Origin of the sequence: Methylobacterium trifolii (genome assembly GCF_022179685.1) — a bacterium.
Lineage (GTDB): Bacteria > Pseudomonadota > Alphaproteobacteria > Rhizobiales > Beijerinckiaceae > Methylobacterium > Methylobacterium trifolii.
This window is the reverse complement of record NZ_BPRB01000240.1, coordinates 1-23,132: the sequence shown is the minus strand read 5'-3', so window position 1 is coordinate 23,132 and position 23,132 is coordinate 1. Positions and strand designations below refer to the sequence as shown.

Annotated in this window: 25 protein-coding genes, 1 tRNA gene and 1 pseudogene; 17 read left to right on the top strand and 10 right to left on the bottom strand. The window is 72.3% G+C overall.

The window, feature by feature from the left end; translation table 11 throughout:
- A pseudogene (locus COGEMETH_RS19660) lies at nucleotides 1-117 on the bottom strand (IS5/IS1182 family transposase); the annotation flags it as partial.
- A gap of 112 nt (nucleotides 118-229) precedes the next feature.
- On the opposite strand from COGEMETH_RS19660, the gene COGEMETH_RS19655 reads away from it, so the two are divergent.
- Nucleotides 230-373, top strand: coding sequence for a hypothetical protein (locus COGEMETH_RS19655; protein WP_373875401.1), 144 nt, complete (start codon nucleotides 230-232; stop codon nucleotides 371-373).
- A gap of 211 nt (nucleotides 374-584) precedes the next feature.
- Here the strand turns inward: COGEMETH_RS19655 and COGEMETH_RS19650 are convergent, their stop codons facing one another.
- On the bottom strand, nucleotides 585-1,115 hold the full coding sequence (locus COGEMETH_RS19650) for a chromate transporter (protein ID WP_238184294.1): 531 nt from the start codon (nucleotides 1,113-1,115) through the stop codon (nucleotides 585-587).
- Nucleotides 1,112-1,696: a chromate transporter gene (locus COGEMETH_RS19645; RefSeq protein WP_238184293.1), complete on the bottom strand. Its 585-nt coding sequence runs from the start codon at nucleotides 1,694-1,696 to the stop codon at nucleotides 1,112-1,114. The genes COGEMETH_RS19650 and COGEMETH_RS19645 overlap by 4 nt, the downstream gene beginning before the upstream one ends.
- A 108-nt stretch (nucleotides 1,697-1,804) precedes the next feature.
- Between COGEMETH_RS19645 and COGEMETH_RS19640 the strand changes: the two genes are divergently transcribed.
- The gene (locus COGEMETH_RS19640; RefSeq protein ID WP_238184292.1) at nucleotides 1,805-2,704 is read left to right on the top strand and encodes a LysR family transcriptional regulator; all 900 of its coding nucleotides are present in this window, start codon (nucleotides 1,805-1,807) and stop codon (nucleotides 2,702-2,704) included.
- A gap of 111 nt (nucleotides 2,705-2,815) precedes the next feature.
- Here the strand turns inward: COGEMETH_RS19640 and COGEMETH_RS19635 are convergent, their stop codons facing one another.
- From COGEMETH_RS19635 to crtD, 3 genes are all read right to left on the bottom strand, one after another.
- Nucleotides 2,816-3,412, bottom strand: a complete 597-nt coding sequence (locus COGEMETH_RS19635) for a nucleoside deaminase (RefSeq protein ID WP_238184291.1) — start codon at nucleotides 3,410-3,412, stop codon at nucleotides 2,816-2,818.
- A 187-nt stretch (nucleotides 3,413-3,599) separates the two neighbouring features.
- Nucleotides 3,600-4,460, bottom strand: a complete 861-nt coding sequence (locus COGEMETH_RS19630; protein WP_238184290.1) for a carotenoid 1,2-hydratase family protein — start codon at nucleotides 4,458-4,460, stop codon at nucleotides 3,600-3,602.
- Nucleotides 4,457-5,992, bottom strand: a complete 1,536-nt coding sequence (gene crtD / locus COGEMETH_RS19625) for a 1-hydroxycarotenoid 3,4-desaturase CrtD (protein ID WP_238184289.1) — start codon at nucleotides 5,990-5,992, stop codon at nucleotides 4,457-4,459. Before crtD ends, COGEMETH_RS19630 begins: the two co-directional genes overlap by 4 nt.
- A gap of 149 nt (nucleotides 5,993-6,141) precedes the next feature.
- Here crtD and COGEMETH_RS19620 point away from each other — a divergent pair, with 149 nt between their 5' ends.
- From COGEMETH_RS19620 to COGEMETH_RS19545, 15 genes are all read left to right on the top strand, one after another.
- Complete coding sequence (locus COGEMETH_RS19620; RefSeq protein WP_238184288.1) at nucleotides 6,142-7,014, top strand: polyprenyl synthetase family protein; 873 nt, start codon at nucleotides 6,142-6,144, stop codon at nucleotides 7,012-7,014.
- 17 nt (nucleotides 7,015-7,031) lie between these two features.
- Entirely contained in the window at nucleotides 7,032-8,186 is a 1,155-nt protein-coding gene (locus COGEMETH_RS19615; protein WP_238184287.1) for a methyltransferase, read from the top strand.
- Between the two features lie 90 nt (nucleotides 8,187-8,276).
- Nucleotides 8,277-9,215, top strand: coding sequence for a chlorophyll synthesis pathway protein BchC (gene bchC, locus COGEMETH_RS19610; RefSeq protein WP_238184286.1), 939 nt, complete (start codon nucleotides 8,277-8,279; stop codon nucleotides 9,213-9,215).
- Nucleotides 9,212-10,216 (top strand): chlorophyllide a reductase iron protein subunit X, encoded by a 1,005-nt coding sequence (locus COGEMETH_RS19605; RefSeq protein WP_238184285.1) that lies wholly within the window; start codon nucleotides 9,212-9,214, stop codon nucleotides 10,214-10,216. The genes bchC and COGEMETH_RS19605 overlap by 4 nt, the downstream gene beginning before the upstream one ends.
- Before the next feature lie 4 nt (nucleotides 10,217-10,220).
- Nucleotides 10,221-11,786 carry a chlorophyllide a reductase subunit Y gene (bchY, locus tag COGEMETH_RS19600; RefSeq protein ID WP_238184284.1) on the top strand — a complete coding sequence of 522 codons (1,566 nt, stop codon included), beginning with the start codon at nucleotides 10,221-10,223 and terminating at the stop codon, nucleotides 11,784-11,786.
- Nucleotides 11,786-13,252 (top strand): chlorophyllide a reductase subunit Z, encoded by a 1,467-nt coding sequence (bchZ, locus tag COGEMETH_RS19595; protein WP_238184283.1) that lies wholly within the window; start codon nucleotides 11,786-11,788, stop codon nucleotides 13,250-13,252. The genes bchY and bchZ overlap by 1 nt, the downstream gene beginning before the upstream one ends.
- Nucleotides 13,253-13,326: 74 nt before the next feature.
- Nucleotides 13,327-13,542 carry a hypothetical protein gene (locus COGEMETH_RS19590; RefSeq protein ID WP_238184282.1) on the top strand — a complete coding sequence of 72 codons (216 nt, stop codon included), beginning with the start codon at nucleotides 13,327-13,329 and terminating at the stop codon, nucleotides 13,540-13,542.
- Nucleotides 13,543-13,693: 151 nt separating this feature from the next.
- A complete protein-coding gene (pufB, locus tag COGEMETH_RS19585; protein WP_238184281.1) occupies nucleotides 13,694-13,927 on the top strand; it encodes a light-harvesting antenna LH1, beta subunit in 234 nt (77 codons plus the stop codon).
- Between the two features lie 14 nt (nucleotides 13,928-13,941).
- Nucleotides 13,942-14,130: a light-harvesting antenna LH1, alpha subunit gene (gene pufA / locus COGEMETH_RS19580; RefSeq protein ID WP_238184280.1), complete on the top strand. Its 189-nt coding sequence runs from the start codon at nucleotides 13,942-13,944 to the stop codon at nucleotides 14,128-14,130.
- Between the two features lie 83 nt (nucleotides 14,131-14,213).
- Complete coding sequence (gene pufL, locus COGEMETH_RS19575) at nucleotides 14,214-15,038, top strand: photosynthetic reaction center subunit L (protein WP_238184279.1); 825 nt, start codon at nucleotides 14,214-14,216, stop codon at nucleotides 15,036-15,038.
- Nucleotides 15,039-15,057: 19 nt separating this feature from the next.
- Nucleotides 15,058-16,038, top strand: a complete 981-nt coding sequence (gene pufM, locus COGEMETH_RS19570) for a photosynthetic reaction center subunit M (RefSeq protein ID WP_238184278.1) — start codon at nucleotides 15,058-15,060, stop codon at nucleotides 16,036-16,038.
- Entirely contained in the window at nucleotides 16,035-17,144 is a 1,110-nt protein-coding gene (gene pufC / locus COGEMETH_RS19565) for a photosynthetic reaction center cytochrome PufC (protein ID WP_238184277.1), read from the top strand. Before pufM ends, pufC begins: the two co-directional genes overlap by 4 nt.
- Nucleotides 17,145-17,317: 173 nt before the next feature.
- Complete coding sequence (locus tag COGEMETH_RS19555; RefSeq protein ID WP_283215030.1) at nucleotides 17,318-20,050, top strand: DUF2339 domain-containing protein; 2,733 nt, start codon at nucleotides 17,318-17,320, stop codon at nucleotides 20,048-20,050.
- A gap of 206 nt (nucleotides 20,051-20,256) precedes the next feature.
- Nucleotides 20,257-20,541, top strand: coding sequence for a hypothetical protein (locus COGEMETH_RS19550; RefSeq protein WP_238184276.1), 285 nt, complete (start codon nucleotides 20,257-20,259; stop codon nucleotides 20,539-20,541).
- Nucleotides 20,542-20,735: 194 nt separating this feature from the next.
- Nucleotides 20,736-21,044, top strand: a complete 309-nt coding sequence (locus COGEMETH_RS19545) for a hypothetical protein (protein WP_238184275.1) — start codon at nucleotides 20,736-20,738, stop codon at nucleotides 21,042-21,044.
- A 427-nt stretch (nucleotides 21,045-21,471) separates the two neighbouring features.
- On the opposite strand, the gene COGEMETH_RS19540 is transcribed toward COGEMETH_RS19545, so the two are convergent.
- The 4 genes from COGEMETH_RS19540 to COGEMETH_RS19525 all read right to left on the bottom strand — a co-directional run.
- Nucleotides 21,472-21,547, bottom strand: a tRNA-Asn gene (locus COGEMETH_RS19540).
- 103 nt (nucleotides 21,548-21,650) lie between these two features.
- On the bottom strand, nucleotides 21,651-21,947 hold the full coding sequence (locus tag COGEMETH_RS19535) for a hypothetical protein (protein ID WP_238184274.1): 297 nt from the start codon (nucleotides 21,945-21,947) through the stop codon (nucleotides 21,651-21,653).
- Nucleotides 21,948-22,071: 124 nt separating this feature from the next.
- Nucleotides 22,072-22,395 carry a hypothetical protein gene (locus COGEMETH_RS19530; protein ID WP_238184273.1) on the bottom strand — a complete coding sequence of 108 codons (324 nt, stop codon included), beginning with the start codon at nucleotides 22,393-22,395 and terminating at the stop codon, nucleotides 22,072-22,074.
- Nucleotides 22,396-22,573: 178 nt separating this feature from the next.
- Nucleotides 22,574-23,132 (bottom strand): SAM-dependent methyltransferase (locus COGEMETH_RS19525; RefSeq protein WP_238184272.1); only part of this gene is annotated, 559 nt, incomplete at its 5' end.

The window sequence follows — 23,132 nt, the reverse complement described above, 5'->3', positions numbered from 1 at the left end:
GTTGTAGGCGAGGTTGGCGAGCCCGATCTTGGTCCGGGCTCGGACCATTCCGATGGTGCGCACGAACAGGCCGAAGCGGTGCTTCTGGCCGGCGAACACCGCCTCATCCTGAGCTCGTCGAAGGATCGACCGCCCGGCTACGACCTGAAGCCAGCGCAGCGCAAGGCCAACCGCGCCCGCTCCAAGGTTCGCCCGGCGGTCGATCCTTCGACGAGCTCAGGATGAGGCGGTGTTCGCCGGCCAGAAGCACCGCTTCGGCCTGTTCGTGCGCACCATCGGAATGGTCCGAGCCCGGACCAAGATCGGGCTCGCCAACCTCGCCTACAACCTCAAGCGCTTCCTCTGGATCGAAACCCGGCCGGTGGCGGCCTGAGCCAACCTCGGGATGGCCCGCTGAGCCCAATCGCGACTACCGCCAGACGGCCAGATCGCCAGTCCGATCACGCCAACGCTGCGGGCGGCGTCAAACCGACGGCCAAACCCCGCAATTGCGCGCTTCTTCGAGGTATCCGACCGGGAGCGGGCAGCGCGGGAGCGGCCCGGGGGCGAGTAGGTCTAGGACCCAGGTGCGCCGACCGCCGGTCTCAGATCTGCCCGATGCCGCTCAAGCCGATCACCGCGCCGGCGCCGAGCACCGCCAGCGGATGCAGGCGGGTCGCCAGCATTACCGCGGCCGAGAGGGCGACGATGCCCGCCAGCACCGCGTCGTGGGCGGTGGAGCGGGTGATGAGCGCCGCGCTCGCGGTGACGAGGCCCACGGTCATCGGCACCAGCCCGGCCTGGACGACCCGGCGCCAGGGCCTGTCCCTGAAGCGCTCCCAGGCGTGCAGGCACAGCCCCGTCAGCACCGAGGAGGGGCCGAACTTGGCGAGCGAGGCCACCAGCAGGCCCTCCCAACCGGCCACGTGCCAGCCGACCAGGGGCACCACCATCATGTTCGGCCCCGGCGCGGCCTGGGCGAGGGCGAACAGCGCCCCAAAATCCTGCGCCGACATCCAGTGATGCACCTCGACCACCTGCCGCTGCATCTCGGGCAGGATGGTGTTGCCGCCCCCGAAGGCCAGCAGCGACAGTTGCGCGAAGATCAGCCCGAGGGCGAAAAGAGTCGGGATCACGGCGCGGTCCTCCGCTCGCTCCACCAGGTGGCCAGGACGCTCAAGGGCGCGAGCACGACGAGCGTCGGCAGCAGGGGCAGGCGCAGCACGGCGATGGCCGCGAAGAACAGGGCGGCCACGACGATGCCCACGGGCCGCCTGCGCAGGGGCCAGGCGATCTTGGCCGCCATCGCGATCAGCAGCCCGGAGGCGGCCGCCGCCAGCCCAGCGAAGAGGTGGCGGATGTAGGGATCGTCGTGGAAGCGGTCGTAGAGCACGCCCAGCCCGATCACGATCACGGTCGGGGCCGCGATCAGCCCGACCAGCGCGGCCAGCGCCCCGGCCGCACCGCGGAACCGCAGGCCCAAGGCCACCGACAGGTTGATGATGTTGCCGCCGGGCAGGAACTGGCAGAGCCCGAGCAGGTCGGTGAATTCCGGTCCGGTGAGCCAGCCGCGCCGCTCCACGATCATGCGGCGGGCCATCGGCAGCACACCGCCGAAGCCGGTGAGGCCGAGGACGAGGAAGCCCGTGAACAGCTCCGCGGTGGTGGGGGCCTGACGAAGGTCGGTCTCGGCTGCGGGGTTGGCGAGGGCGGGCATCGGCGGACCAGCCTTTCTGTCAGTGGGGAAGGACGGCCCGAGGGGTAGCTTTCGCGTGACCGCCTGTCCAATATATCGTTTGCCCATGATCCATATCTGAAACGTCTGATGATCGAGCTGCGCCACCTGCGCTACTTCCTGGCGGTGGCCGAGGAGGGCCACGTCACCCGCGCGGCCGAGCGCCTCGGCATCCAGCAGCCACCCTTGAGCCAGCAGATCCGCGCCCTGGAGCGGGAGGTCGGGGAGAGCCTGTTCCGGCGCCTGCCGCGGGGCGTGGAACTCACCGATGCGGGCCGCACCCTGCTGGAAAAAGTTCGCCTGATCCTGCGCGACGTGGATCTCGCGGTGGACGCGGCCCGGCGCACGGCACGCGGCGAGCAGGGGCGGCTCGCCATCGGCTTCACCGGCTCGGCGGCCTTCCACCCCCTGGTCTCCTCCGTGGTCCGGGCCTCGCGCCAGGCCAGCCCCGACGTGGCCCTGACCCTGGAGGAGGGCGGCACCAGCGACCTGATCGAGGCCCTGCGGGCGGGGCGCCTCGATGCCGCCTTCGTGCGCGCACCCGTGGACGGGGCCACGGGCCTCGTCGTCGAGCCGATCCTGATCGAGGACATGGTGGCCGCGCTCCCCGAGCAGCACCGGCTGGCGGGCGGGACGGGCCGCATCCGGCTGGCGGACTTGTCCGAGGAAGCCTTCATCCTCTACCGGCGCCCCTCGGGGCCGGGCCTCTACGACGGCATCATCGCTGCCTGCCGCGCGGCCGGCTTCAGCCCGCGGGTGAGCCAGGAGGCGCCGCGCACGGTCTCGACCCTGAGCCTAGTCGCGGCCGGGCTCGGGGTCTCGATCGTCCCGGAATCCATGGCCCGCCTGGAGACCAACGGCATCGCCTATGCCCGGCTCGACGATGCGCCGGGCCTCGGCGCGCCCCTCCACCTCGCCTATCGCGAGGCCCGGCCGGGCGGCGCGCTGGGGCGCTTCATCGCGCGGGTGCGGGAGAGCCGGGGGGATTGACCGGCCCGTGCCGGTCGGTGCTCCACGAGAAACCGCTCGCGCGGCGATATCCCGTCTCCGGCTTCGGCCGATCGCCGCCCCCGAAGGCCGTCGCCGCGACGTCAAGCGATGTCAGTAGCGGGTCTTCTGCGGCATCTTGCGGTATTCGAGCCAGACCTTCTGCGCATCCGCCTGCATGAGCTGGGACACCGGGACGGTCCGCTCAGGGTAGGGCCTCTTCATGTCCATGCTGATGTTCTGGTCGTCGAACAGGTCGGCATAGTCGGTCCAGGCGGCGGCGTAATAGATCCTGTCGACGCGCGCCCAATAGGCGGTCGCGTAGCACATCGGGCACGGTTCGCAGCTGGTGAACAGCGTGGCGCCCTTGAGGTTGGGGGCGCCGACCTTCTTGCAGGCGATGCGCATGGCGTTCACCTCCGCATGCGCGGACGGGTCGCTGTCGCGCAGCACGCTGTTTCCGGAGGCGGCGAGGACCTGGCCGTCGCGGACCACGACCGCGCCGAAGGGCCCGCCGGTCTTGTCGACGACGCCGGCCTTGCGCATCAGCGCGATCGCCTCGCTCATGAAGGCGCGGTCCGCTTCCGTCCCCGCCTCCGCGGCGAATGCCTGGATCGCGGCCGACCCGGCCGCGATCGCCGTCAGCGTCGCGGCGCCCGCAGCGAGGAAGTTCCGCCGATGCACGACGCTGGCGTAAAAGAGTGCGTCCAAGGACGTGCTGGTCGACGCGGAATCCATTGCGGTGAGCCCCTTTCTGCACCGATGGGGTGGCACGGCCGCGACCGACGATCCAGACGAGCGGTGCTTTCATCCATCGACGCGACGGTATCCGCGCCGGGCCTCGCATCTCCTTAAGATCAGCGTTCGAATCGACGCGATCGGCGCGTCGATTCGAGCCTTACCCCAACACCCGCGGCATCCGGAACGGCAGCATCAGCCGCACCAGCGGGTTGCGGAAGCGGTCGAGGGACAGGCTCTCGTGGACGGCGCGCACCGGCTGCCCGTCGAGCGTCGCGGCGAGCAGCGAGCGGGAATAGAACGGCGTGTCCTCGAAGGTCCGCAGCACGGCCGCGCGGCCGTCGTCGCTGCGGGTCTCGCGCGGCATGCGCCAGAGCCGGGTCGGGGGCAGGGGGGCCGGCAGCGGCGGGCGGATGTCCCGGCGGGTGCCGTCGGCGGCGAACGACAGGGAGAGGTTGCGGCCGCCGCCGTCGCGGTGGGCCACGTCGTAGAGGATCGCGGCCCCGTCCTGCAGGTCGGCCCGGCACCAGGTCCAGCGGGCGAAGGCGTCCTCCAGCCTTCCGTCGCCGTCGTTGGTGTCGAAGTAGCCGGTGCCGCTCCACGACAGGGCGGGCGCGTCGAGGGCGACCTCGACGTGGGAGGAGGGGGCCATCGGCCACCAGCGGTGCAGGCCCTGGTCGTCGAGGGTGAAGGGGCCGGCGGTGAGGCCTTGCGGCCGCAGCCGCACCGTGCCGCGGACCGCGTGCGGGACCGGCGCGCAGCGCTCGTCGATGCGGATGGTGAGCCCACTGCCGTCCCATTCCATCGCGCTCGGGCCGATGGCGATGGAATGGGCGTCGCGGGCGAGGTGCCGTGCCCCCCGCTCGGTCATGGCGAAGCGGTTGGCGCGCTCCCCGTAGAGCACGACGTTCATGGCGCAGTGGGCGAAGGGGTCCTGGGCGGCGTCCCAGGCGTAGTAGGGGGAGAACACGCTGCCGATGAAGGCGATGATCGTGAGCCCCTGGCGGCCGTCCGCGCTCACGGCATCGACGTACCACCAGGCATAGCCGCCCTGCGCGACCGGGCCGTCGAAGCGAGGTCCGCGAGCAGGGACTGCGCCGCCAGCCGGCCCGACTGGGCCGCCATCGGCACGCCCGGCCCCGGATGCACGCTCCCCCCCGCCAGGTACAGCCCCGGCAGGGCCGTGCGCGCCCCCGGCCGCTTGAAGGTCGCCGCCCAGCCCTGCGAGGCCCGGCCGTATAGGGCTCCCCCCGTCCCGGGAAACAGCGCCTCGAACTCTGCCGGCCCCGTTGTCGCCGGCGCGCCCGAGAAGGTGAGGCTCAGGCCGCAGGCCGCGAGCCTGGCCGAGAGGTTGGTCTGGCATCGGGCGATCTCCGAAGGCGTGGGGGGACGCTCGCGCCCGTCCGCGGGCGCGTTGACGAGGAGCAGGAGCCGCTCCGGGCCGCCGGGCGCCGCGCAGGCATCGTCGCGGTCCTGGGCGCAGACGTAGACCGTGGGGTCGTCCGGCAGGCGCCGCTCCTTGAGGATGCGGCGGAACTCGCCCGCGTAGTCCTGCGAGAAGAACACCGTGTGGTGGGCCAGCGGAAAGCCCTGGGCCACGGCGTTCACGCAGACAGTCACGGCCGAGAGCGAGCGCTCGGAGGCCGCGATCCGGTCGCCCACTGCTGCGGCCTCCGATCCGAACAGGCCGGCGCCCAGCGCCCCCACGTCGGCATTGGCGATGACCGCGTCGGCCGGGATGCGCGCACCGTCGCCGAGTTCCACCCCGCAGACGCGGCCGTTTTCGGTCAGGATCCGCGCGACGTGGGAATCGGTGCGGATGCGCGCCCCGCGCTCGATGGCGAGCTCCGCCACCGCACCGGCAAGCCGGCTCAGGCCCCCTCGCACGCGCCAGACGCCCGACTGCTCCACGTGGGCGACCAGCATCAGGGTCGCGGGCGCGGTGAAGGGCGAGGCGCCGCAATAGGTGGCGTAGCGCCCGAAGAGCTGGCGCAGGCGCGGATCGCGGAAATAGTCGCCCAGCGCCGACCACAGGGTGGCGAAGGGCTGGATGCGCCAGAGGTCGCCGATCCCCGAGAGGCCGACGCGCCGGGCGAGGTCGACCGGGCTCGGCCGCTCGCCGCGGATGAAGGGGCCCTCCAGGGTCCGGTAGACCTCGGCCGACCGGGCGCAGAAGCGGCGATAGCCCTCCGCCTCGCGCCGGCCCGCGAAGGCGTCGATCGCCGCAGCCGACGCGTCGACGTCGGCAAACAGGTCGAGACGCTCGCCCGCGCTCCAGGCGTGGCGGGCGAGCAGGGAGGCCCGCGTGAGATGCACCCGCTCGTCGAGGCTGGCGCCGCACTCGGCAAACACCTCGTCGAGGACCCAGCGCATGGTGAAGACCGTGGGGCCGGCCTCGATCGCGGCCCCGTCCACGGCAAGCGCGCGCATCTTGCCGCCCGGCGCGGCGGCCCGCTCCAGCAGCGTCACGTCCAGGCCGGCATGGGCGAGCCGCAGGGCGGCGACCAGCCCCGCGATGCCACCACCGATCACGACCACCCGCGTGTCCGCCACGAATCCCTGCGGTTTTTCGCCCTTCGAGCAGGCGGCCTGGAGCGATCGCCCGGCACCCTCGCGATCAGGGATTGATCGGGGCGGCGTAAAGTGTCAACAATAAATGACACTTCGGCACGACAACAAAAGTCGACACAGGGAGAGGCGCGATGGAAGCCGGCAGGCGGATCGAGACGGCACTCGACATGGCCGTATCCCACGCGGAGGCCCCCGGGGCACCGCCGCGCCTGGCCGAAGCCCTGCGCTACGCCGTCTTCCCCGGCGGCCACCGCATCCGCCCCCGCCTCTGCCTCTCCGTCGCCCGCGCCTGCGGCGACGACGACCCGGCCGCGGCCGACGCGGCGGCCGCGGCGATCGAGCTGCTGCACTGCGCATCCCTGGTGCACGACGACCTGCCCTGCTTCGACGACGCCCCCTTGCGCCGCGGCAAGCCCTCCGTGCACGTCGCCTTCGGCGAGCCGCTGGCCGTGCTCGCGGGCGACGCCCTGATCGTGGCCGCCTTCGAGACCCTGGCGCGGGGCGCCGCCCGCCATCCGGGCCGCCTCGCCAGCCTCGTCGGCCTGGTGGCCCGCGCCGCCGGCTCGCCCAACGGCATCGTGGCCGGCCAGGCCTGGGAATCGGAGGCCTACGTCGCCCTCTCCGACTACCAGCAGGCCAAGACCGGCGCCCTGTTCGCGGCGGCCACCGTGGCCGGTGCGGCAGCCGCCGGCGCCAAGCCCCTGCCCTGGAGGCTGCTCGGCGAGTGCCTGGGCGAGGCCTACCAGGTCGCCGACGACCTGCGGGACGTGGCCTGCCGCCAGGAGGAGATCGGCAAGCCCGCCGGCCGGGACGCGACGCTGGGCCGGCCCAACGCCGCAGCGCTTCTCGGCACCGGCGGCGCCCTGGAGCGGCTGGAGAGCCTGACCCGCGAGGCGATGGCGGTGATCCCGGACTGCCCCGGCGCCGACGCCCTGCGGGCCGAGGTGGAGGCGCAGACCCGGCTGTTCCTGCCGGCCAGCCTGCGCGCCGCGGTCGCGGCCTGACCGGCCGGCCCGTGCCCATGCCGGCGGCCGCGACGGAACCGATGCCGCGGCCGAGCCTGCGCGAGCGCTGGCTCGCCTTCCGCAACCGCCGCGTGGCGAGCCCCGGCTTCCAGCGCTGGGCCGCGGGCTTCCCCCTGACCCGCCGCATCGCGCGAGGCAACACCCGGGCGCTGTTCGACCTCTGCGCCGGCTTCGTCTACGCGCAGGTGCTGTTCGCCTGCGTCCGCCTCGACCTCTTCGCAATCCTGGCAGCGGGGCCGCTGTCCGTCGAGGCGCTGGCCCGGCGCCTGGGACTGCCGCAGGAGGGGGCGCAGCGCCTGCTGCGCGCGGCCGCCTCCCTCGACCTCCTCACCCCCCTGCCGGACGGGCGCTTCGCCCTGGCCGACCTCGGCGCGGCCCTGATCGGCAACCCCTCGATCGCGGCCATGATCGAGCATCACGCCATGCTCTACGCCGACCTCGCCGACCCGGTGGCGCTCCTGCGCGGGCAGGCACCCCCGACCCGGCTCTCGGGCTACTGGCCCTATGCCACGGGTGCCGCCGAGATCGGCGACGAGACGGTCGCCCCCTACAGCCGCCTGATGGCGGCCTCGCAGGCCCTGATCGCCGGCGACATTCTCGACGCCTATCCGCTCTCCAGCCACGCCTGCCTGATGGACGTGGGCGGGGGGGAGGGCGCCTTCCTGGAGGCCGCGGCGGGCCGCGCGCCGCAGCTCGCCCTCATGCTCTTCGACCTGCCCCCCGTGGCCGCCCGCGCCGCGGCGCGGTTCGCGGCAGCCGGACTTGGGCCCCGACTCACCTGCCACGGCGGCAGCTTCCACGAGGGCGCCCTGCCGCAAGGCGCCGACGCGATCTCCCTGGTGCGGGTGGTGCACGACCACGACGACGCGGCGGCGCTTGCCCTGCTGCGCGCCGCGCACACGGCCCTGCCGCCCGGCGGCAGCCTGGTCCTGGCCGAGCCGATGGCCGGGACGCCCGGCGCCGAGCCGGTCGGCGACGCCTATTTCGGCTTCTACCTGCTGGCCATGGGCAGCGGCCGGCCGCGTCGTGTCGAGGAGCTGCGCGCCATGCTCGCGGAGGCGGGATTCGCACAGATGCGTGAGATTCGGACGCGCCGTCCCCTGCTGACGCGCCTGCTGATCGCACGTAAAGCGCCGTTGTCACGTAAGTAGGACTTGACGCAACAAACTGTCTATCTAGGATGACACTAAGCGACAACGCAGCCTGACGGCGTCGCACAACCGGGGCGGATCGACACAGACATGGACGCTTTCGCCGTCATCCTCGAACGACCGGAGACGCTGGCCCTCGACCGCCTGCCGCTCACCCCGGCCGTGGAGGGCGATGCGGTGGTCGCGGTGTCCTGGAGCGGGATCAGCACCGGCACCGAGCGCCTGCTCTGGTCCGGCCGGATGCCGCCCTTCCCCGGCATGGGCTATCCCCTCGTCCCCGGCTACGAGTCGGTCGGCACCGTGATCGAGGCCGGCCCCGAAGCCGGCATCCGCGTCGGGCAGACGGTGTTCGTGCCGGGCGCCCGCTGCTTCGGCCCGGTCCGCGGCCTGTTCGGAGGCGCCGCCTCCCACCTGATCGCGCCGGCCGCCCGCCTGGTCCCGGTGGATGCGGGCCTCGGCGCCGACGCCTGCCTGATCGCGCTCGCCGCCACCGCCTACCGCGCCCTGTCGGGTGTCAAGCCCGGTGGACGCCCCCTCATCGTCGGCCACGGCGTGCTCGGCCGGCTCCTCGCCCGCCTCACGATGGTGGCCGGCGCCGAGCCGACCGTGTGGGAGACCAATCCGGTCCGGGCTGCGGGCGCGTTCGGCTATCCCGTGCTGGCCCCGGACGCCGATCCGCGTCGGGACTACGCCCAGATCACGGACGTCAGCGGCGATGCGTCCGGCCTCGACGGCCTGATCGCGCGGCTGGCGCCGGGCGGCGAGATCGTGCTCGCCGGCTTCTACGAGGCACCCCTCTCCTTCGCCTTCCCCGCTGCCTTCATGCGGGAGGCCCGCATCCGCGTCTCGGCCGAGTTCAGGCCGGACGACCTGGCGGCCGTGAACGCCCTGATCGGGGGCGGGCGCCTGTCGCTCGACGGCCTGATCACACACCGCGAGCCGGCCCTTCGTGCGGAGAGCGCCTACCGCACCGCCTTCACCGATCCGGCCTGCCTGAAGATGATCCTCGATTGGAGAGTCGGCGCATGAACGTGCAGCTGAACAAGGCCGCCCTGGCAAACGCCGCGCAGCTTCGCGCCGAGGCGGCGATCGAGCCCGATCCGGTCTCGACCGCCCCGGTGAAGAAGGAGACGCAGATCATCGCGATCTACGGCAAGGGCGGCATCGGCAAGTCGTTCACCCTGGCCAACCTCAGCTACATGATGGCCCAGCAGGGCAAGAAGGTCCTGCTGATCGGCTGCGACCCCAAGAGCGACACCACCTCGCTCCTGTTCGGCGGTAAGGCCTGCCCGACCATCATCGAGACCTCGACCCGGAAGAAGCTCGCCGGCGAGCAGGTCGCCATCGGCGACGTCTGCTTCAAGCGCGACGGCGTCTACGCCATGGAACTCGGCGGCCCGGAGGTCGGCCGCGGCTGCGGCGGGCGCGGCATCATCCACGGCTTCGAACTGCTGGAGAAGCTCGGCTTCCACGAGTGGGGCTTCGACTTCGTCCTCCTCGACTTCCTGGGCGACGTGGTCTGCGGCGGCTTCGGCCTGCCGATCGCCCGGGACATGTGCCAGAAGGTCATCGTCGTCGGCTCGAACGACCTGCAGTCGCTGTACGTGGCCAACAACGTCTGCTCGGCGGTGGAATACTTCCGCAAGCTCGGCGGCAACGTCGGCGTCGGCGGCCTCGTCATCAACAAGGACGACCACACCGGCGAGGCGCAGGCCTTCGCGGCCGCCGTCGGCATCCCGGTGCTCGCCTCGATCCCGGCCGACGACGACATCCGCAGGAAGAGCGCGAACTACGAGATCATCGGCAAGCCGGACGGCCGCTGGGGCGCCCTGTTCTCGGAGCTTGCCCAGAACGTCTCGGAGGCCAAGCCCAACCACCCCACGCCGCTCTCGCAGGACGGGCTGCTCGGCCTGTTCTCCAGCGAGACCACCGGCCGGAACGTGGTGCTGGAGCCGGCCACCTTCGAGGACATGTGCGGCGTCGCCCACGTGACCAAGCCGTCCCTCGAAGTCGTCTACGACGAGGTCTGAGGGCATGGCCGTCTCCCTCGACATCACCGACCTCCGGGCCCGCCCGCGGCCCGCCGCGCCCACGGCTCCGCCCGCCCCGGCGATCAACCTCGAGGCCACCAAGGGCGACGGCCTCGGCTGCCATTCCGGCAAGGACGCGATGCGGGCGGCAGCCGAGGCCGCCGGCATGTCCGAGACCCTGGCGCAGCTCCGGGAGGACTATCCGCAGGGGCCGCACGACCAGCCCCAGAGCATGTGCCCGGCCTTCGGCTCCCTGCGCGTCGGCCTGCGCATGCGCCGCACGGCCACCATCCTCTCGGGCTCGGCCTGCTGCGTCTACGGCCTGACCTTCACCGCGCACTTCTACGGGGCCCGCCGCAGCGTCGGCTACGTCCCGTTCAATTCCGAGACGCTGGTGACCGGCAAGCTGTTCGAGGACATCCGCGAGGCCGTCTTCGCCACCGCCAGGCCCGAGGATTACGACGCCGTCGTCGTCATCAACCTGTGCGTGCCCACGGCCTCGGGCGTGCCGCTCCGCCTGCTGCCGAAGCAGATCGACGGGGTGCGCGTCATCGGCATCGACGTGCCGGGCTTCGGCGTGCCGACCCATGCCGAGGCCAAGGACGTGCTGGCCGGCGCCATGCTGAAGTTCGCCCGCACCGAGGCCGAGCATGGTCCGGTCCAGGCGCCCCGCGGCGGACGCTCCGGGCGGCCGACCGTGACGCTGCTCGGCGAGATGTTCCCCGCCGACCCGGTGGTGATCGCCGCCCTGCTGGAGCCCCTGGGGCTGGCCGCCGGCCCCGTGGTGCCGACCCGCGAGTGGCGCGAACTCTACGCGGCGCTGGACGGCACGGCGGTGGCCGCGATCCACCCGTTCTACACGGCCAGCATCCGCGAGTTCGAGGCGGCCGGCCGCCCGATCGTCGGCTCGGCCCCCGTCGGCCACGACGGCACCGCGGACTGGCTCGACCGCATCGGCGAGGCCTGCGGCGTCGCCCGCGGCACGGTGGAGGCCGCCAAGAACCGGCTGCTGCCGGCGATCCGCGGGGCGCTCGCGGCCATGCCGATCAAGGGCCGCATCACCCTGTCGGGCTACGAGGGCTCGGAGTTGCTGGTCGCGCGCCTGCTGATCGAGAGCGGCGCCGAGGTGCCCTATGTCGGCACCGCCTGCCCGCGCACCCCCTGGTCGGAGGCCGACCGCGACTGGCTGGAGGCCCGCGGCGTCACGGTGCGCTACCGCGCCTCCCTGGAGGACGACCTCTACGCGCTGGACACCTTCCGGCCGGATCTGGCCATCGGCACCACCCCCGTGGTGCAGAAGGCCAAGGAGCGGGCGGTCCCGGCCCTCTACTTCACCAACCTGATCTCGGCCCGCCCGCTGATGGGTGCGGCCGGCGCCGGCTCGCTGGCGCGGGTCGTCAGCGCGGCGCTCTCCAACAAGCACCGCTTCGACGCGATGCAGGACTTCTTCGAGGGCGTCGGCACCGGCTTCGCCGCCGGCGTCTGGCAGGACGTGCCGCAGCTGCGCCAGGGCCCGAAGGTCGTCTCCGCCAAGAAGCCCAACCACGATCCGATCGGGGAGATGGCCTGATGCTCGTCCTCGATCACGACAGGGCCGGCGGCTACTGGGGCGCGGTCTACGTCTTCACCGCGATCAAGGGGTTGCAGGTGGTCATCGACGGCCCGGTGGGCTGCGAGAACCTGCCCGTCACCTCGGTGCTGCACTACACCGACGCCCTGCCGCCCCACGAACTGCCGATCGTCGTCACCGGCCTCGCCGAGGAGGAACTCGGCCGCCACGGTACCGAGGGGGCGATGCGCCGGGCGCATTCCACCCTCGATCCGGGCCTGCCCAGCGTCGTCGTCACCGGCTCGATCGCCGAGATGATCGGCGGCGGCGTGACCCCGGAGGGCACCAACCTCCAGCGCTTCCTGCCCCGCACCATCGACGAGGACCAGTGGCAGGCCGCCGACCGGGCGATCTCCTGGCTCTGGCAGGAATACGGCGCCAAGCGCTTTTCCAAGAAGGGCATCCCCGCCCGGCCCGAGCGCAAGGCCGGCGAGAAGCCCCGCGTCAACATCGTCGGCCCGGCCTACGGCACCTTCAACATGCCCTCGGACCTGGCCGAGATCCGCCGCCTCGTGGAGGGCATCGGCGCCGAGGTGAACCTGACCTTCCCCCTCGGCTCGCATCTGGCCGACGTGCCCAAGCTCGTGAACGCGGACGCCAACGTCTGCCTCTACCGGGAGTTCGGGCGCCTGCTCTGCGAGAACCTGGAGCGGCCCTACCTCCAGGCGCCGATCGGCCTCGCCTCGACCACCAAGTTCCTGCGCTCGCTGGGCGCGATCCTCGGCCTCGACCCGGAGCCGTTCATCGAGCGGGAGAAGCACACCACGATCAAGCCGGTCTGGGACCTGTGGCGCTCGGTGACGCAGGACTTCTTCGGGACGGCAAGCTTCGGCATCGTCGCGACCGAGACCTATGCGAGAGGCGTGCGCCACTTCCTCGAAGAGGAGATGGGCCTGCCCTGCCACTTCGCCTTCGCCCGCTCGGCCGGGCTGAAGCCCGACAACGCGGCCGTGCGCGCGGCGATCGCCAAGAACCCGCCGCTGGTGCTGTTCGGCTCCTTCAACGAGCGCATGTACCTCGCCGAGAGCGGGGGCCGGGCGGCCTACGTGCCGGCCTCCTTCCCCGGCGCCATCATCCGGCGGCACACCGGTACGCCCTTCATGGGCTACGCCGGGGCGACCTACCTGGTGCAGGAGGTCTGCAACGCCCTGTTCGACATGCTCTTCCACATCCTGCCGCTGGCCCGCGACATGGATGCGGTGGAGGCCACGCCCTCGCGCATGCACCGCGAGCTGCCCTGGGACGAGGCCGCCCGCGCCCTTCTGGACGCGGCGGTGGAGGCCCAGCCCGTCCTGGTCCGGATCTCGGCCGCCAAGCGCCTGCGCGACGCCGCCGAGCGCGCCGCCCGGCGCGAGACCGACGAGCGGGTCGAGGCCCGCCACGTCGAGCGGGCGCAGGCCGCCCTCGCGGCAGGGGCCGCCGCATGAGCGCCTCCGCCACCCCATCCCCTTTCCCGCATCCGGAGCCGCGCTCCGATGGTCTCACCCCGGAGATTCCAGCCATGCGTACGATGCCCTCGACGTCGCGCCTGCATCAGGAGGCGCTGCAGTTCCGGATCATCCTGGGCGCGACCTACCCGTTCTTCCTGATGGCGGCCCTGCTCCAGCGGATGGCGCCGGCCGCCGGGCGCCCCGGCCTGCCGGTCGCGCGGCGCTCCGTCTTCGGCGAGGCCAAGGCCATGGCGGTCTGCGCCATCCCCTTCGCCTTCATGGGCTGACTTTTCCCGGCCGGGCGGCCTCGCCCCCGGTCCGGCAACGAGATGCTTCCGTCCGGTCACCCGGGGGAAGACAGGCCGTGATGGCGTCGCGTCACGGCGGCACACACCGCGCTCATGAACGGCGCGGCCAGGACAAGTGGAGGTTCTAGCGATGGCAAGCGGAGTAACGACCGAAAGACCGAGCAGCCTTTCAGGGCTGACGGAACCCGAAGCCAAGGAGTTCCACGCGATCTTCTTGACGAGCTTCATCATCTTCACGGCGATCGCCGTGGTCGCGCACATCCTCGTGTGGATGTGGCGTCCGTGGCTTCCCGGACCGCAGGGCTACGCCTCTCTCGAAGGCGTGACCGACGCGGCCCGGACCCTCGTCACGATGATCGGCTGAGAGGAGCGACCCCCATGCACAAGGTTTGGCTTCTGTTCGATCCCCGGCGCACCCTGGTGGCCTTGTTCACCTTCCTGTTCGTCCTGGCGCTGCTGATCCACTTCATCCTGCTCAGCACCACCCGGTTCAACTGGCTGGAAGGCCCCAAGGCGACGAAGGCGGCGCAGGCCCAGTCCCTCGTCCTGCCGACGATGCCCTCCTGACCGGAGCGGCCCCAGCCGCGGCGCACCAGCGCCGCGGCAGACCATAAGAAAATCCCCGACGGTCCAACCCAAGGGTCTCCGCCATGGCGATGCTGAGTTTCGAGCGAAAATACCGGGTCCGCGGCGGCACCTTGATGGGCGGCGACCTGTTCGATTTCTGGGTCGGTCCGTTCTTCGTCGGATTCTTCGGCGTGACGACCCTGTTCTTCTCGGTGCTCGGCACCGCGCTGATCGTCTACGGGGCGGCGCTCGGGCCGACCTGGAACATCTGGCAGATCAACATCGCGCCCCCCGACATCAAGTACGGGCTGGCGCTCGCCCCCCTTAAGGAGGGCGGCCTCTGGCAGATCATCACCTTCTGCGCGGTGGGCTCCTTCGTCTCATGGGCGCTGCGCGAGGTCGAGATCTGCCGCAAGCTCGGCATCGGCTACCACGTGCCCTTCGCCTTCGGCGTGGCGATCTTCGCCTACGTCACCCTGGTGGTGATCCGGCCGTTCCTGATGGGCGCCTGGGGCTACGGCTTCCCCTACGGCATCCTCAGCCACCTCGATTGGGTGTCGAACACCGGCTACCAGTACCTGCACTTCCACTACAATCCGGCCCACATGCTGGCAGTGTCGTTCTTCTTCACGACGACGCTGGCCCTGTCGCTGCACGGCTCGCTGATCCTCTCGGCCACCAATCCGGGGAAGGGCGAAAAGGTGAAGACGCCGGAGCACGAGGACACCTTCTTCCGCGACACCATCGGCTACTCAATCGGGACGCTCGGCATCCACCGCCTCGGCCTGTTCCTGGCCCTCTCGGCCGGCTTCTGGAGCGCGGTCTGCATCGTGATCAGCGGGCCGTTCTGGACCCAGGGCTGGCCGCAATGGTGGGGCTGGTGGCTCAACCTGCCCGTGTGGCGCTAGGCGAGGGGGAGGAGACGCCGTGGCCTATTATCAGAACATCTTCACGCAGGTTCAGGTCCGTCCGGTCACCCCGGAGCTGGGCATCCCCGTGGCGACCGACAAACGGCTCGGCAAGCCGTTCAACAGCTACCTGTTCGGCCTGTTCGGCAACGGCCAGGTCGGCCCGATCTACGGCGGCTACCTCGGGGTGCTGTCCTTCGCCTGCGGGCTGATCGCCTTCGAGATCATCGGCCTCAACATGTGGGCCTCGGTGAACTGGGACCCGGTCCAGTTCGTGCGCCAGCTCCCCTGGCTCGCCCTGGAGCCGCCCCTGCCGAAATACGGCCTCAAGATCCTGCCCCCCCTCGCCGAGGGCGGCTGGTGGCTGATCACCGGCTTCTTCCTCACCACCGCGATCCTGCTGTGGTGGCTGCGCCTCTACCGCCGGGCCCGCGCCCTCGGACTGGGCACCCACGTGCCGTGGGCCTTCGCCTCCGCCATCTGGCTCTACCTGGTGCTCGGCTTCATCCGCCCGGTGCTGATGGGCTCCTGGAGCGAGGCGGTGCCCTTCGGCATCTTCCCCCACCTCGACTGGACCGCCGCGTTCTCGCTCCGCTACGGCAACCTGTTCTACAACCCCTTCCACATGCTCTCGATCGCGTTCCTCTACGGGTCGACGCTGCTCTTCGCCATGCACGGGGCGACCATCCTGGCCTGCTCCCGCTACGGCGCCGAGCGTGAGATCGACCAGATCGTCGACCGCGGCACCGGCACCGAGCGCGCCGCCCTGTTCTGGCGCTGGACCATGGGCTTCAACGCCACGATGGAATCGATCCACCGCTGGGCGTGGTGGTTCGCGGTCCTGACCACGCTCACCGGCGGCATCGGCATCCTGCTCACCGGCACCGTCGTGGACAACTGGTACCTCTGGGCGGTCAAGCACGGCGTCGCGCCGTCCTATCCCCAGGTCTTCGGCCCGATCGTCGATCCCTCCAGCGTCGTCACCGGGGTGAAGCCATGAGGACCCTGCTCGTCGTCGCGGGCGCCGTCGTCGCCCTGTTCCTCACCATCGCCATGCTCGGCACGGCGGGCTGGACCCGCCCGCCCATGGCCGGCCAGCAGATCGGCTACCGCGGCACCGGGATGGACCTGATCCGGACCCGGGCCGGCAACGAGGCGCTCGCCGAGGCCAACCAGGCCCCGGCCCCCGCCGACCCGGTCGAGGAGGGCGGCGAGAAGGCGTCGGCCGTCTACCAGAACGTCAAGGTCCTGGGCGACCTCTCGGCCGACAACTTCAACCGCCTCATGGTCTCGATGACGGAGTGGGTCTCCCCCGAACAGGGCTGCACCTACTGCCACAACACCGAGAACATGGCCGACGACAGCCTCTACCAGAAGCGCGTCGCCCGGCGGATGCTGCAGATGACCCAGCACATCAACAGCACCTGGAAGGAGAAGCACGTCCACGAGGCGGGGGTGACCTGCTACACCTGCCACCGCGGCAACCCGGTGCCGGCCAACATCTGGTTCGAGAACCCCGGCCCCAACGCCAAGTCCGGCTTCATCGCCCGCAACAACGGACAGAACGTCGCGACCCCCGAGGTCGGCCTGACCTCGCTGCCCTACGGCGTCTACGCCGCCTTCTACGCCCACAAGAACACCCCCGACGACGCGATCCGGGTCAACGCGCAGTCGGCGCTGCCGGAGAGCAAGGGCAAGCCGATCCAGGACGCGGAGAAGACCTTCGCGCTGATGATCAGCATGTCCCAGTCGCTGGGCGTGAACTGCACCTTCTGCCACAACACCCGCTCGGTGGCGCAGTGGGGCGAGAGCACCCCGAACCGCGTCACCGCCTGGCACGGCATCCGCATGGTGCGGGACCTGAACGAGGACTACCTGTCGCCCCTGGCCGGCACGTTCCCGCCCAACCGCCTCGGGCCGCAGGGCGACGTGCCGAAGGTGAACTGCGCCACCTGCCACAACGGCGCCAACAAGCCCCTGAACGGCGCCCACGTGGTGGACGCCTATCCGGAACTCGCCAAGCCCGTCGCCTCGGCCGACATGCCCGCCGGCACCCCGGCCCAGCCGGCGACGCCTCCGGCGGCTCCTCCCGCGCCCAAGCCGTAAGGCACGGCGCGGCCGATGGAACAAGGACGCCGCCGGGCACCCGCCCGGCGGCGTCCTTGTGTTCGGAGGCGAGTCGCGCCACTGGATCGGGGATCGGGCGGGTGAGGCGGCGCACAGGAGGCCAGCCGGCCTCGCGCTAAGGACGTTGCGCCGACGGACGGAGACCGGGCGCGATGGACGATTGGAACCTCTACCTGCTCATCGGCCTGATCGGCCTCGCGGTCGTGGTCTCGGGGCCGGTCGCCTTCGGGCTGGTGCTGAGCCAGCGCGGGCGGATCGCGGCGCTGGAAGGCCGCCTGGCACGCCTGGAGCGGCCCGGCCTCGCAGCATCGGCCTCGCCGGGCCTCTACGCGGTCCCGCCGGCCCCGCCGGCACGCGGTCCCGAGGCCGCCCCGGCGCCCTCGGTCGCGCCCGAGAGGCCCCAGCCCGCAGCGCAGGCCCCCGAACCGGAGGCGCCGCTCAAGCCCGCCGCGGTTCCCCCCGTCCGGCTTCCCCCGCCGGAGACGCCAGCACCGGGCATCATCCCAAAGAAACCCTCGTTCGAGGAGCGCTTCGGCACCCGCTGGGTCGTCTGGATCGGCGGCATCGCCCTGGCGCTCGGCGCCGTCCTGCTGGTGCGCTACTCGGTGGAGCAGGGCGTGTTCGGGCCGGGCACGCGCATCCTCTCCTCGCTGGCGCTGGCCGCCGGGCTGGTCGCGGGCGGCGAACGGCTGCGCCGGCGCCTGCGCGGCGCCGCCCCGGTCCCGCCGCGCTGGCCCGACATCCCGGCCATGGTCACGGCCGCCGGCATCGTGGCCGGCTTCGGGGCGATCTACGCCGCCCACGCCCTCTACGGCTTCATCGGCCCCGAGCTGGCCTTCGTCCTCCTCGGGGCGACGGGCCTGACGGCCATGGTCGCCGCCGGCCTGCACGGGCCGGCGCTGGCCGGCATCGGCCTCGTCGGCGCCCTGGTCACGCCGGTCCTCGTCGGCAAGGCCGGGGGGAGCGCCTGGCCGCTCACCCTCTACCTGCCGGTGGTGACGGGAAGCGCCTACGCCTTCGCCTGGTACAAGGGCTGGCGGGCCCTGGGCCTGGCCGCCTGGATCGGCGCGGCCCTGTGGAGCCTCGTCCTGGCGTTCGCCACGGACAGCCCCGGCGCCGCGATCACCCCCGTCCTCGTCCACGCCGTGGTGCAGGCGGCGCTGGCCGCCTTCGTCTTCGCGGTCCTGCCCCATCGCGGGGAGGCGGACGAGGCCGCCCGGCCGGATCCGGTCGCGGCCGGCGTGCTGGCGAGCCTCGCCCTGGTGCTCGTCCACACCCTCTGGTTCTCGGTCGCGGCGCAGGGCGCGGGCGCGGCCTGGATCGCGGCGGGGCTCGCCGCGGTCGCGATTCCCGCGGCCGCCGCCTTCCTGGCGCCTGCCGCCGCCCTCGGCCTGGCCACCGCGGGAGCGAGCCTCTGCGCCCTGGTGGCGCTCTGGCCCGACGCGGACCCCAATGCCGAGCCGTACCTGATCTGGCGCAGGGTGCAGGATTCCGGCCTGTTCCTGGTGGTCGTCGGCCTGCCGGCCCTCTCGCTGACCGCGGCCGGGGCGCTGCGGCTCTTAGGCGGCAGCCGGCTCCCGCCCGCGAGCGCCCTGATCTACGCCGGCAGCGCGGCGCTCGCGCCCCTTGCGGTCCTGTCGCTGGCCTACCTGCGGATCGGGCAGGGCACGGCCTCGCCGGGCTTTGCGGCCGCGGCGGGCGGGCTCGCGGCGGTGATGACGGCGCTCGCCGCCACCTTCCGCCGCCACGGCGAGGCGGCCTCGAGCCCCGCCCTGCGGCTCGGCCTCGGCGCCTTCGCCTCCGCGTCCGTGGCGGCCCTGTCGCTCGGCCTCGTCTGCGCCGTCTCCGGGGGCTCCCTGACCCTGGCCTTCGCCCTCTCGGCGCTGGCCACCGCCGCCATCGCCCGGCACCTCGACCTGCGGGCCCTGCGCTGGTGCGTGGCGGCGCTGGGCCTGCTGGTGGCAGCGCGCCTGGCCTGGGACCCGGCGGTGGTCGGGCCGGACCTCGGCCGCACCCCGGTCTTCAACTGGCTGCTGGTGGGATACGGCGTGCCGGCCCTGGCCTTCGCCCTGGCCGCCAGGCTGATCCGCCTGCCGGACCGGGCGCCAGACGCGCCGCCGCTGATCGCCGAGGCCCTGAGCCTGCTGTTCTCGGTCTTCCTGGTGGTGTTCGAGATCCGCCACGCCCTGAACGACGGCGACATCCTCGCCCCGAACACAAGTTTCCTGGAGCAGGGGCTGATGACCCTTTCGGCCCTGGGCTTTGCCGGCGTGCTGGTGCGGCTCGACGCCGTGCACGGCTCGCCCGTGATCCGCGCCGCCTCCCTCGGCTTCGGGGCGCTGGCCCTGCTGCAGGGGCTTTGCGGCCTCGTCCTCCTGACCAACCCCTACCTCACCGACGAGCCGGTGGCGGGCGGCCTCCTGTTCAACACGGTGGCCCTGGCCTACGGCGCCCCGGCGCTGGCGGCCCTCGCTTTGGCACGCGCCGCCCGGCCGACGCGGCCCCTCTGGTACGTCCGGGCGGCGGGTCTCTCCGGGCTGGTGCTCGGGTTCGTGGGCCTGTGCCTGCTGATCCGGCACGGCTTCCAGGGGCCGCTGATCGGCCTCGACAGGGAGACCGGCGGCCGGGAATGGTACGCCTATTCCGCCGCCTGGCTGGCGCTGGGCCTCCTCGCCCTGGGCTATGGCATCCTGCGGGGCTCGCTCACGGCGCGCCTCGCCTCGGCGGCGCTGGTCGGCCTCTCGATCCTCAAGGTCTTCCTGTTCGACCTCTCCGGCCTCGACGGTCCCTTGCGCGCCCTGTCATTCCTCGGCCTCGGCGCGGTCCTGATCGCGATCGGCCTCGTCTACCAGCGCTTCGTCTTCGCGCCCGAGCGCCGGGGGTGAGACCGTGTCCGCCCGATCGAAGCGGACACGGTCTCACCAAGCCCGCGCGGCGCTTGAGCGAAGCCGAAATCCGCATCGCGACGCGATCGAACGGATTTCGTATGACCGGAGGCGGGTCGCCTGCCGGGTCACGAGGAGCAGGGCCGTGGCGCCCGGCCGGCCTTCCGGCGTATAGGGGCCGGCACAGGGGCGGACGGATGCGACGGATGCGGGCGATCTCTCTCGGGCTGGCGCTGCTGGCGCTGACCTCCGGCGGCGCGGCGGCGGCCTGCCGCTGCGCCTGTCTCGACGGCGAGATGCGCTCCGTCTGCAACGGTCCCCTCGATCCCCCTGCCCTCTGCGACCGGCTCTGCCCGCTCTCCGTCCGCCCGCCCTCGATCCGTGCGCCCGGTGCGCCGCCCGAGATCCCGGGCGACGTCCTGAGCGACGACGCAGACCCGTCCCTGCCGACCGGTGGCGCGCCCACCCAGCAGCCGTTGCAGCCGCAATAGGCCCCGCCGGCGCGGCGGCGTTGCCGGGGGGCACGACCCTCGATCGAGGCGCGAGGCCCCCCGGCCGCGCACCCAAGGCCCTGCGAGCGGACGCTGGCGCGATCGGTCACGTTCTCAACGCCGGGCCGTCGGCGCAGGATGCGGGCATAGGCGGGGGGGGCACGCCCCGGCGAGGCCTCCACGGAGACGGGCTCATGAGCGCATTCGAGTGGATCGGCCTGACGCTGGCCTTCCTGGCGCCGCTCCCCCCCGAGCAGCCGGCGCCGCCCGCGCCCCTGCCGGGAAACGCCTGGGCGGGCGCGGTGGTGATGGGCAGCGTCGTCCTGACGATGGTGCTGCCCATGCTCGCCATCTGGAGCTTCCACCGCCCGCACGACGCGGTCCGGGCCCGGTGCCAGGCTTCGGGCGGGCGCATCGCGCCCTCCTATCTCGACGGCAGCGGCCCCTATCATTGCCGCCATCCGGGAGGCGGACACGCCGAGCCGACGCGATCACCCGGATAGGCGCGGTCTGCGACCCTCTTGGATCAGGCCACCGCCGGCACACCTGTCGAACTCGCTTTCGGGTGGGTGACGGACGCGTCCCGCTTCCTGACCTTCAGACCCATGCAGTCGACCTGCCGCGGGCGAAGACCCCGGTGACGGGACCGGACGGGGCCCGGGCCACCTTCGCGTGGCAGGCGGTGAAGACCATGACACTCGGAAAGACCGTCACCGCGACGCTCACCAACACCGTAGCGCCGCGCCGGGCGCCAGGCGAGCGCGTCGCAGACCGCGACTGTCCCGGGATAGGAGAACTCGCGGCCATCCGGTCCATAGGGGGCCTGCGAACCGATCCTGTCTGTCTAACCTAGCGGTCTACCCTCCGCTAACGCACTCGCGCGGAGCAAGAGGAGAAGGTGCTATGTATTTGACATCGTTCGGGAGATTTTGGCTCCCCGAGCAGGACTCGAACCTGCGACAAGGCGATTAACAGTCGCCTGCTCTACCAACTGAGCTATCGGGGATCACGGCGGGGTGTCTACACACGGGCGGTGCCGGACGCAAGGGCATCCGCGCCACGATTCTCACGCGAGCCGCACATCGGCGCGGCCGGCCGGGAGCCGACCGCTAGTAGGGATAGCCGTAGCGCGGGCGCGGCTGCCGGCGATCCTCGCCGCGGACCGGCCGCTCCCTGTAGCCGTCCCGGCCGTAGGCGCGCAGGTAGGTGTTGTATTTCGGCGGCGCATAGGGGCCGCTGTTGACCCCGCCGGTGCGGCCGTTCCCGCTGAGTTCGGCATAGGGGTTCAACCCGTCGCCCCCGCCGCTGCCCGAACCGCCGCCGCCACCGCCGATGGCGAACGCGGCGCCGGACGCCCCCAGGATCAGCGCCCCGGCGAGCGCGCTACGGATCATCGTGCTTCTCATGGCCGTCTCCCGGTTCGGGCGCGAGGCCCCTATGCGAGCGAACGGCGGCGGGGACCGCGGGGTTCCGTACCGGCCACGCGGCCTCGCCGCGCCTGCCGGGTGGAGACCCTTCGGCCCGGTCCCGTCAGGCGCCCAGCCGCCGCTTGCGCATCCCCCTGAAGATCGCGGGCTGCACCGCAGCAGAGCGCGGCGGCCGGTGCGCCTCGACCCACATCCGCGGCGTGACCGGCGGCCGCGGGACGAGCGCGGGCTGCCGGGGCCGGGCGGGGGGCCGCGCCTTCGATCCCTTCGCCCGGTCGAAGGCGGCGGCCAGGACGGAGACGGCCAGGCACACGATCCCGACGCGCAGACCCAGGGTGGTCGCCCGGTCGTCGAGCATCATGGCGGCCAGGCCGACGAGGGCCGCGGCGGCGGTCAGGGGTCGTGCGAGGGATGGATCGGATCGCATGACCCAGCCCTATCGCGATCGGCTCAGCGATCGATCAAGAAGAAGCGTCGAATCTTAGCGATCCGGTCCCGCGACAGGGCCGGCCGTTCGCGGTCCCCTCGGACGACCCCGCACGCCGCACGGTCACGCGGCTGCGCCCACGCCGCCCTGCGTCGACCGCCTCGATACGCATCGTCCGTCACCCGCGGGCCGTGGGAGGATGCCCAGCCCGCAGCACGTCGATCCGGTAGGCGGCCTCGCGGACCTGCCGGACGGGCCGCGCGAAGCCGTCCGCCCGCGCGAGGAAGGTCTCCACCGCGGCATCGCCCGAGAGCGGGTAGTCGGTCTCCCCGAGCCAGTGCACCAGCATCACCTCGCCCCCGGGCAGCAGGCTCTCCCCGGCCCGCGCGGCGAGGGCGGCCACGTCCGCGGCCGTGAAGAAATAGAGCACCTCCGAGAACAGGATCAGGTCGAAGCGGCCGTCCGGCCAGTCGCCCGGCACGGCGCCCTCGCGGATCGAGACCCAGGGCTGGTCGGCGCAGCGCCGCCGCGCGGCCTCGACGGCGGCCGGCACCGGGTCGAGGGCGGTGAGCGCGTCGCAGCGCGCCGCGAGTTGCCGGGTGAGGACCCCGATCGAGCAGCCGGCCTCGAAGGCGCTTCCGTAGCGGGGCTGCGAGAGGCATCCGAGGGTGGCGGCGTACTTGGCCTGCTCGTAGGCGCTGGTCTCGAAGCCCCAGGGGTCCGGCCCGCCATCGGCG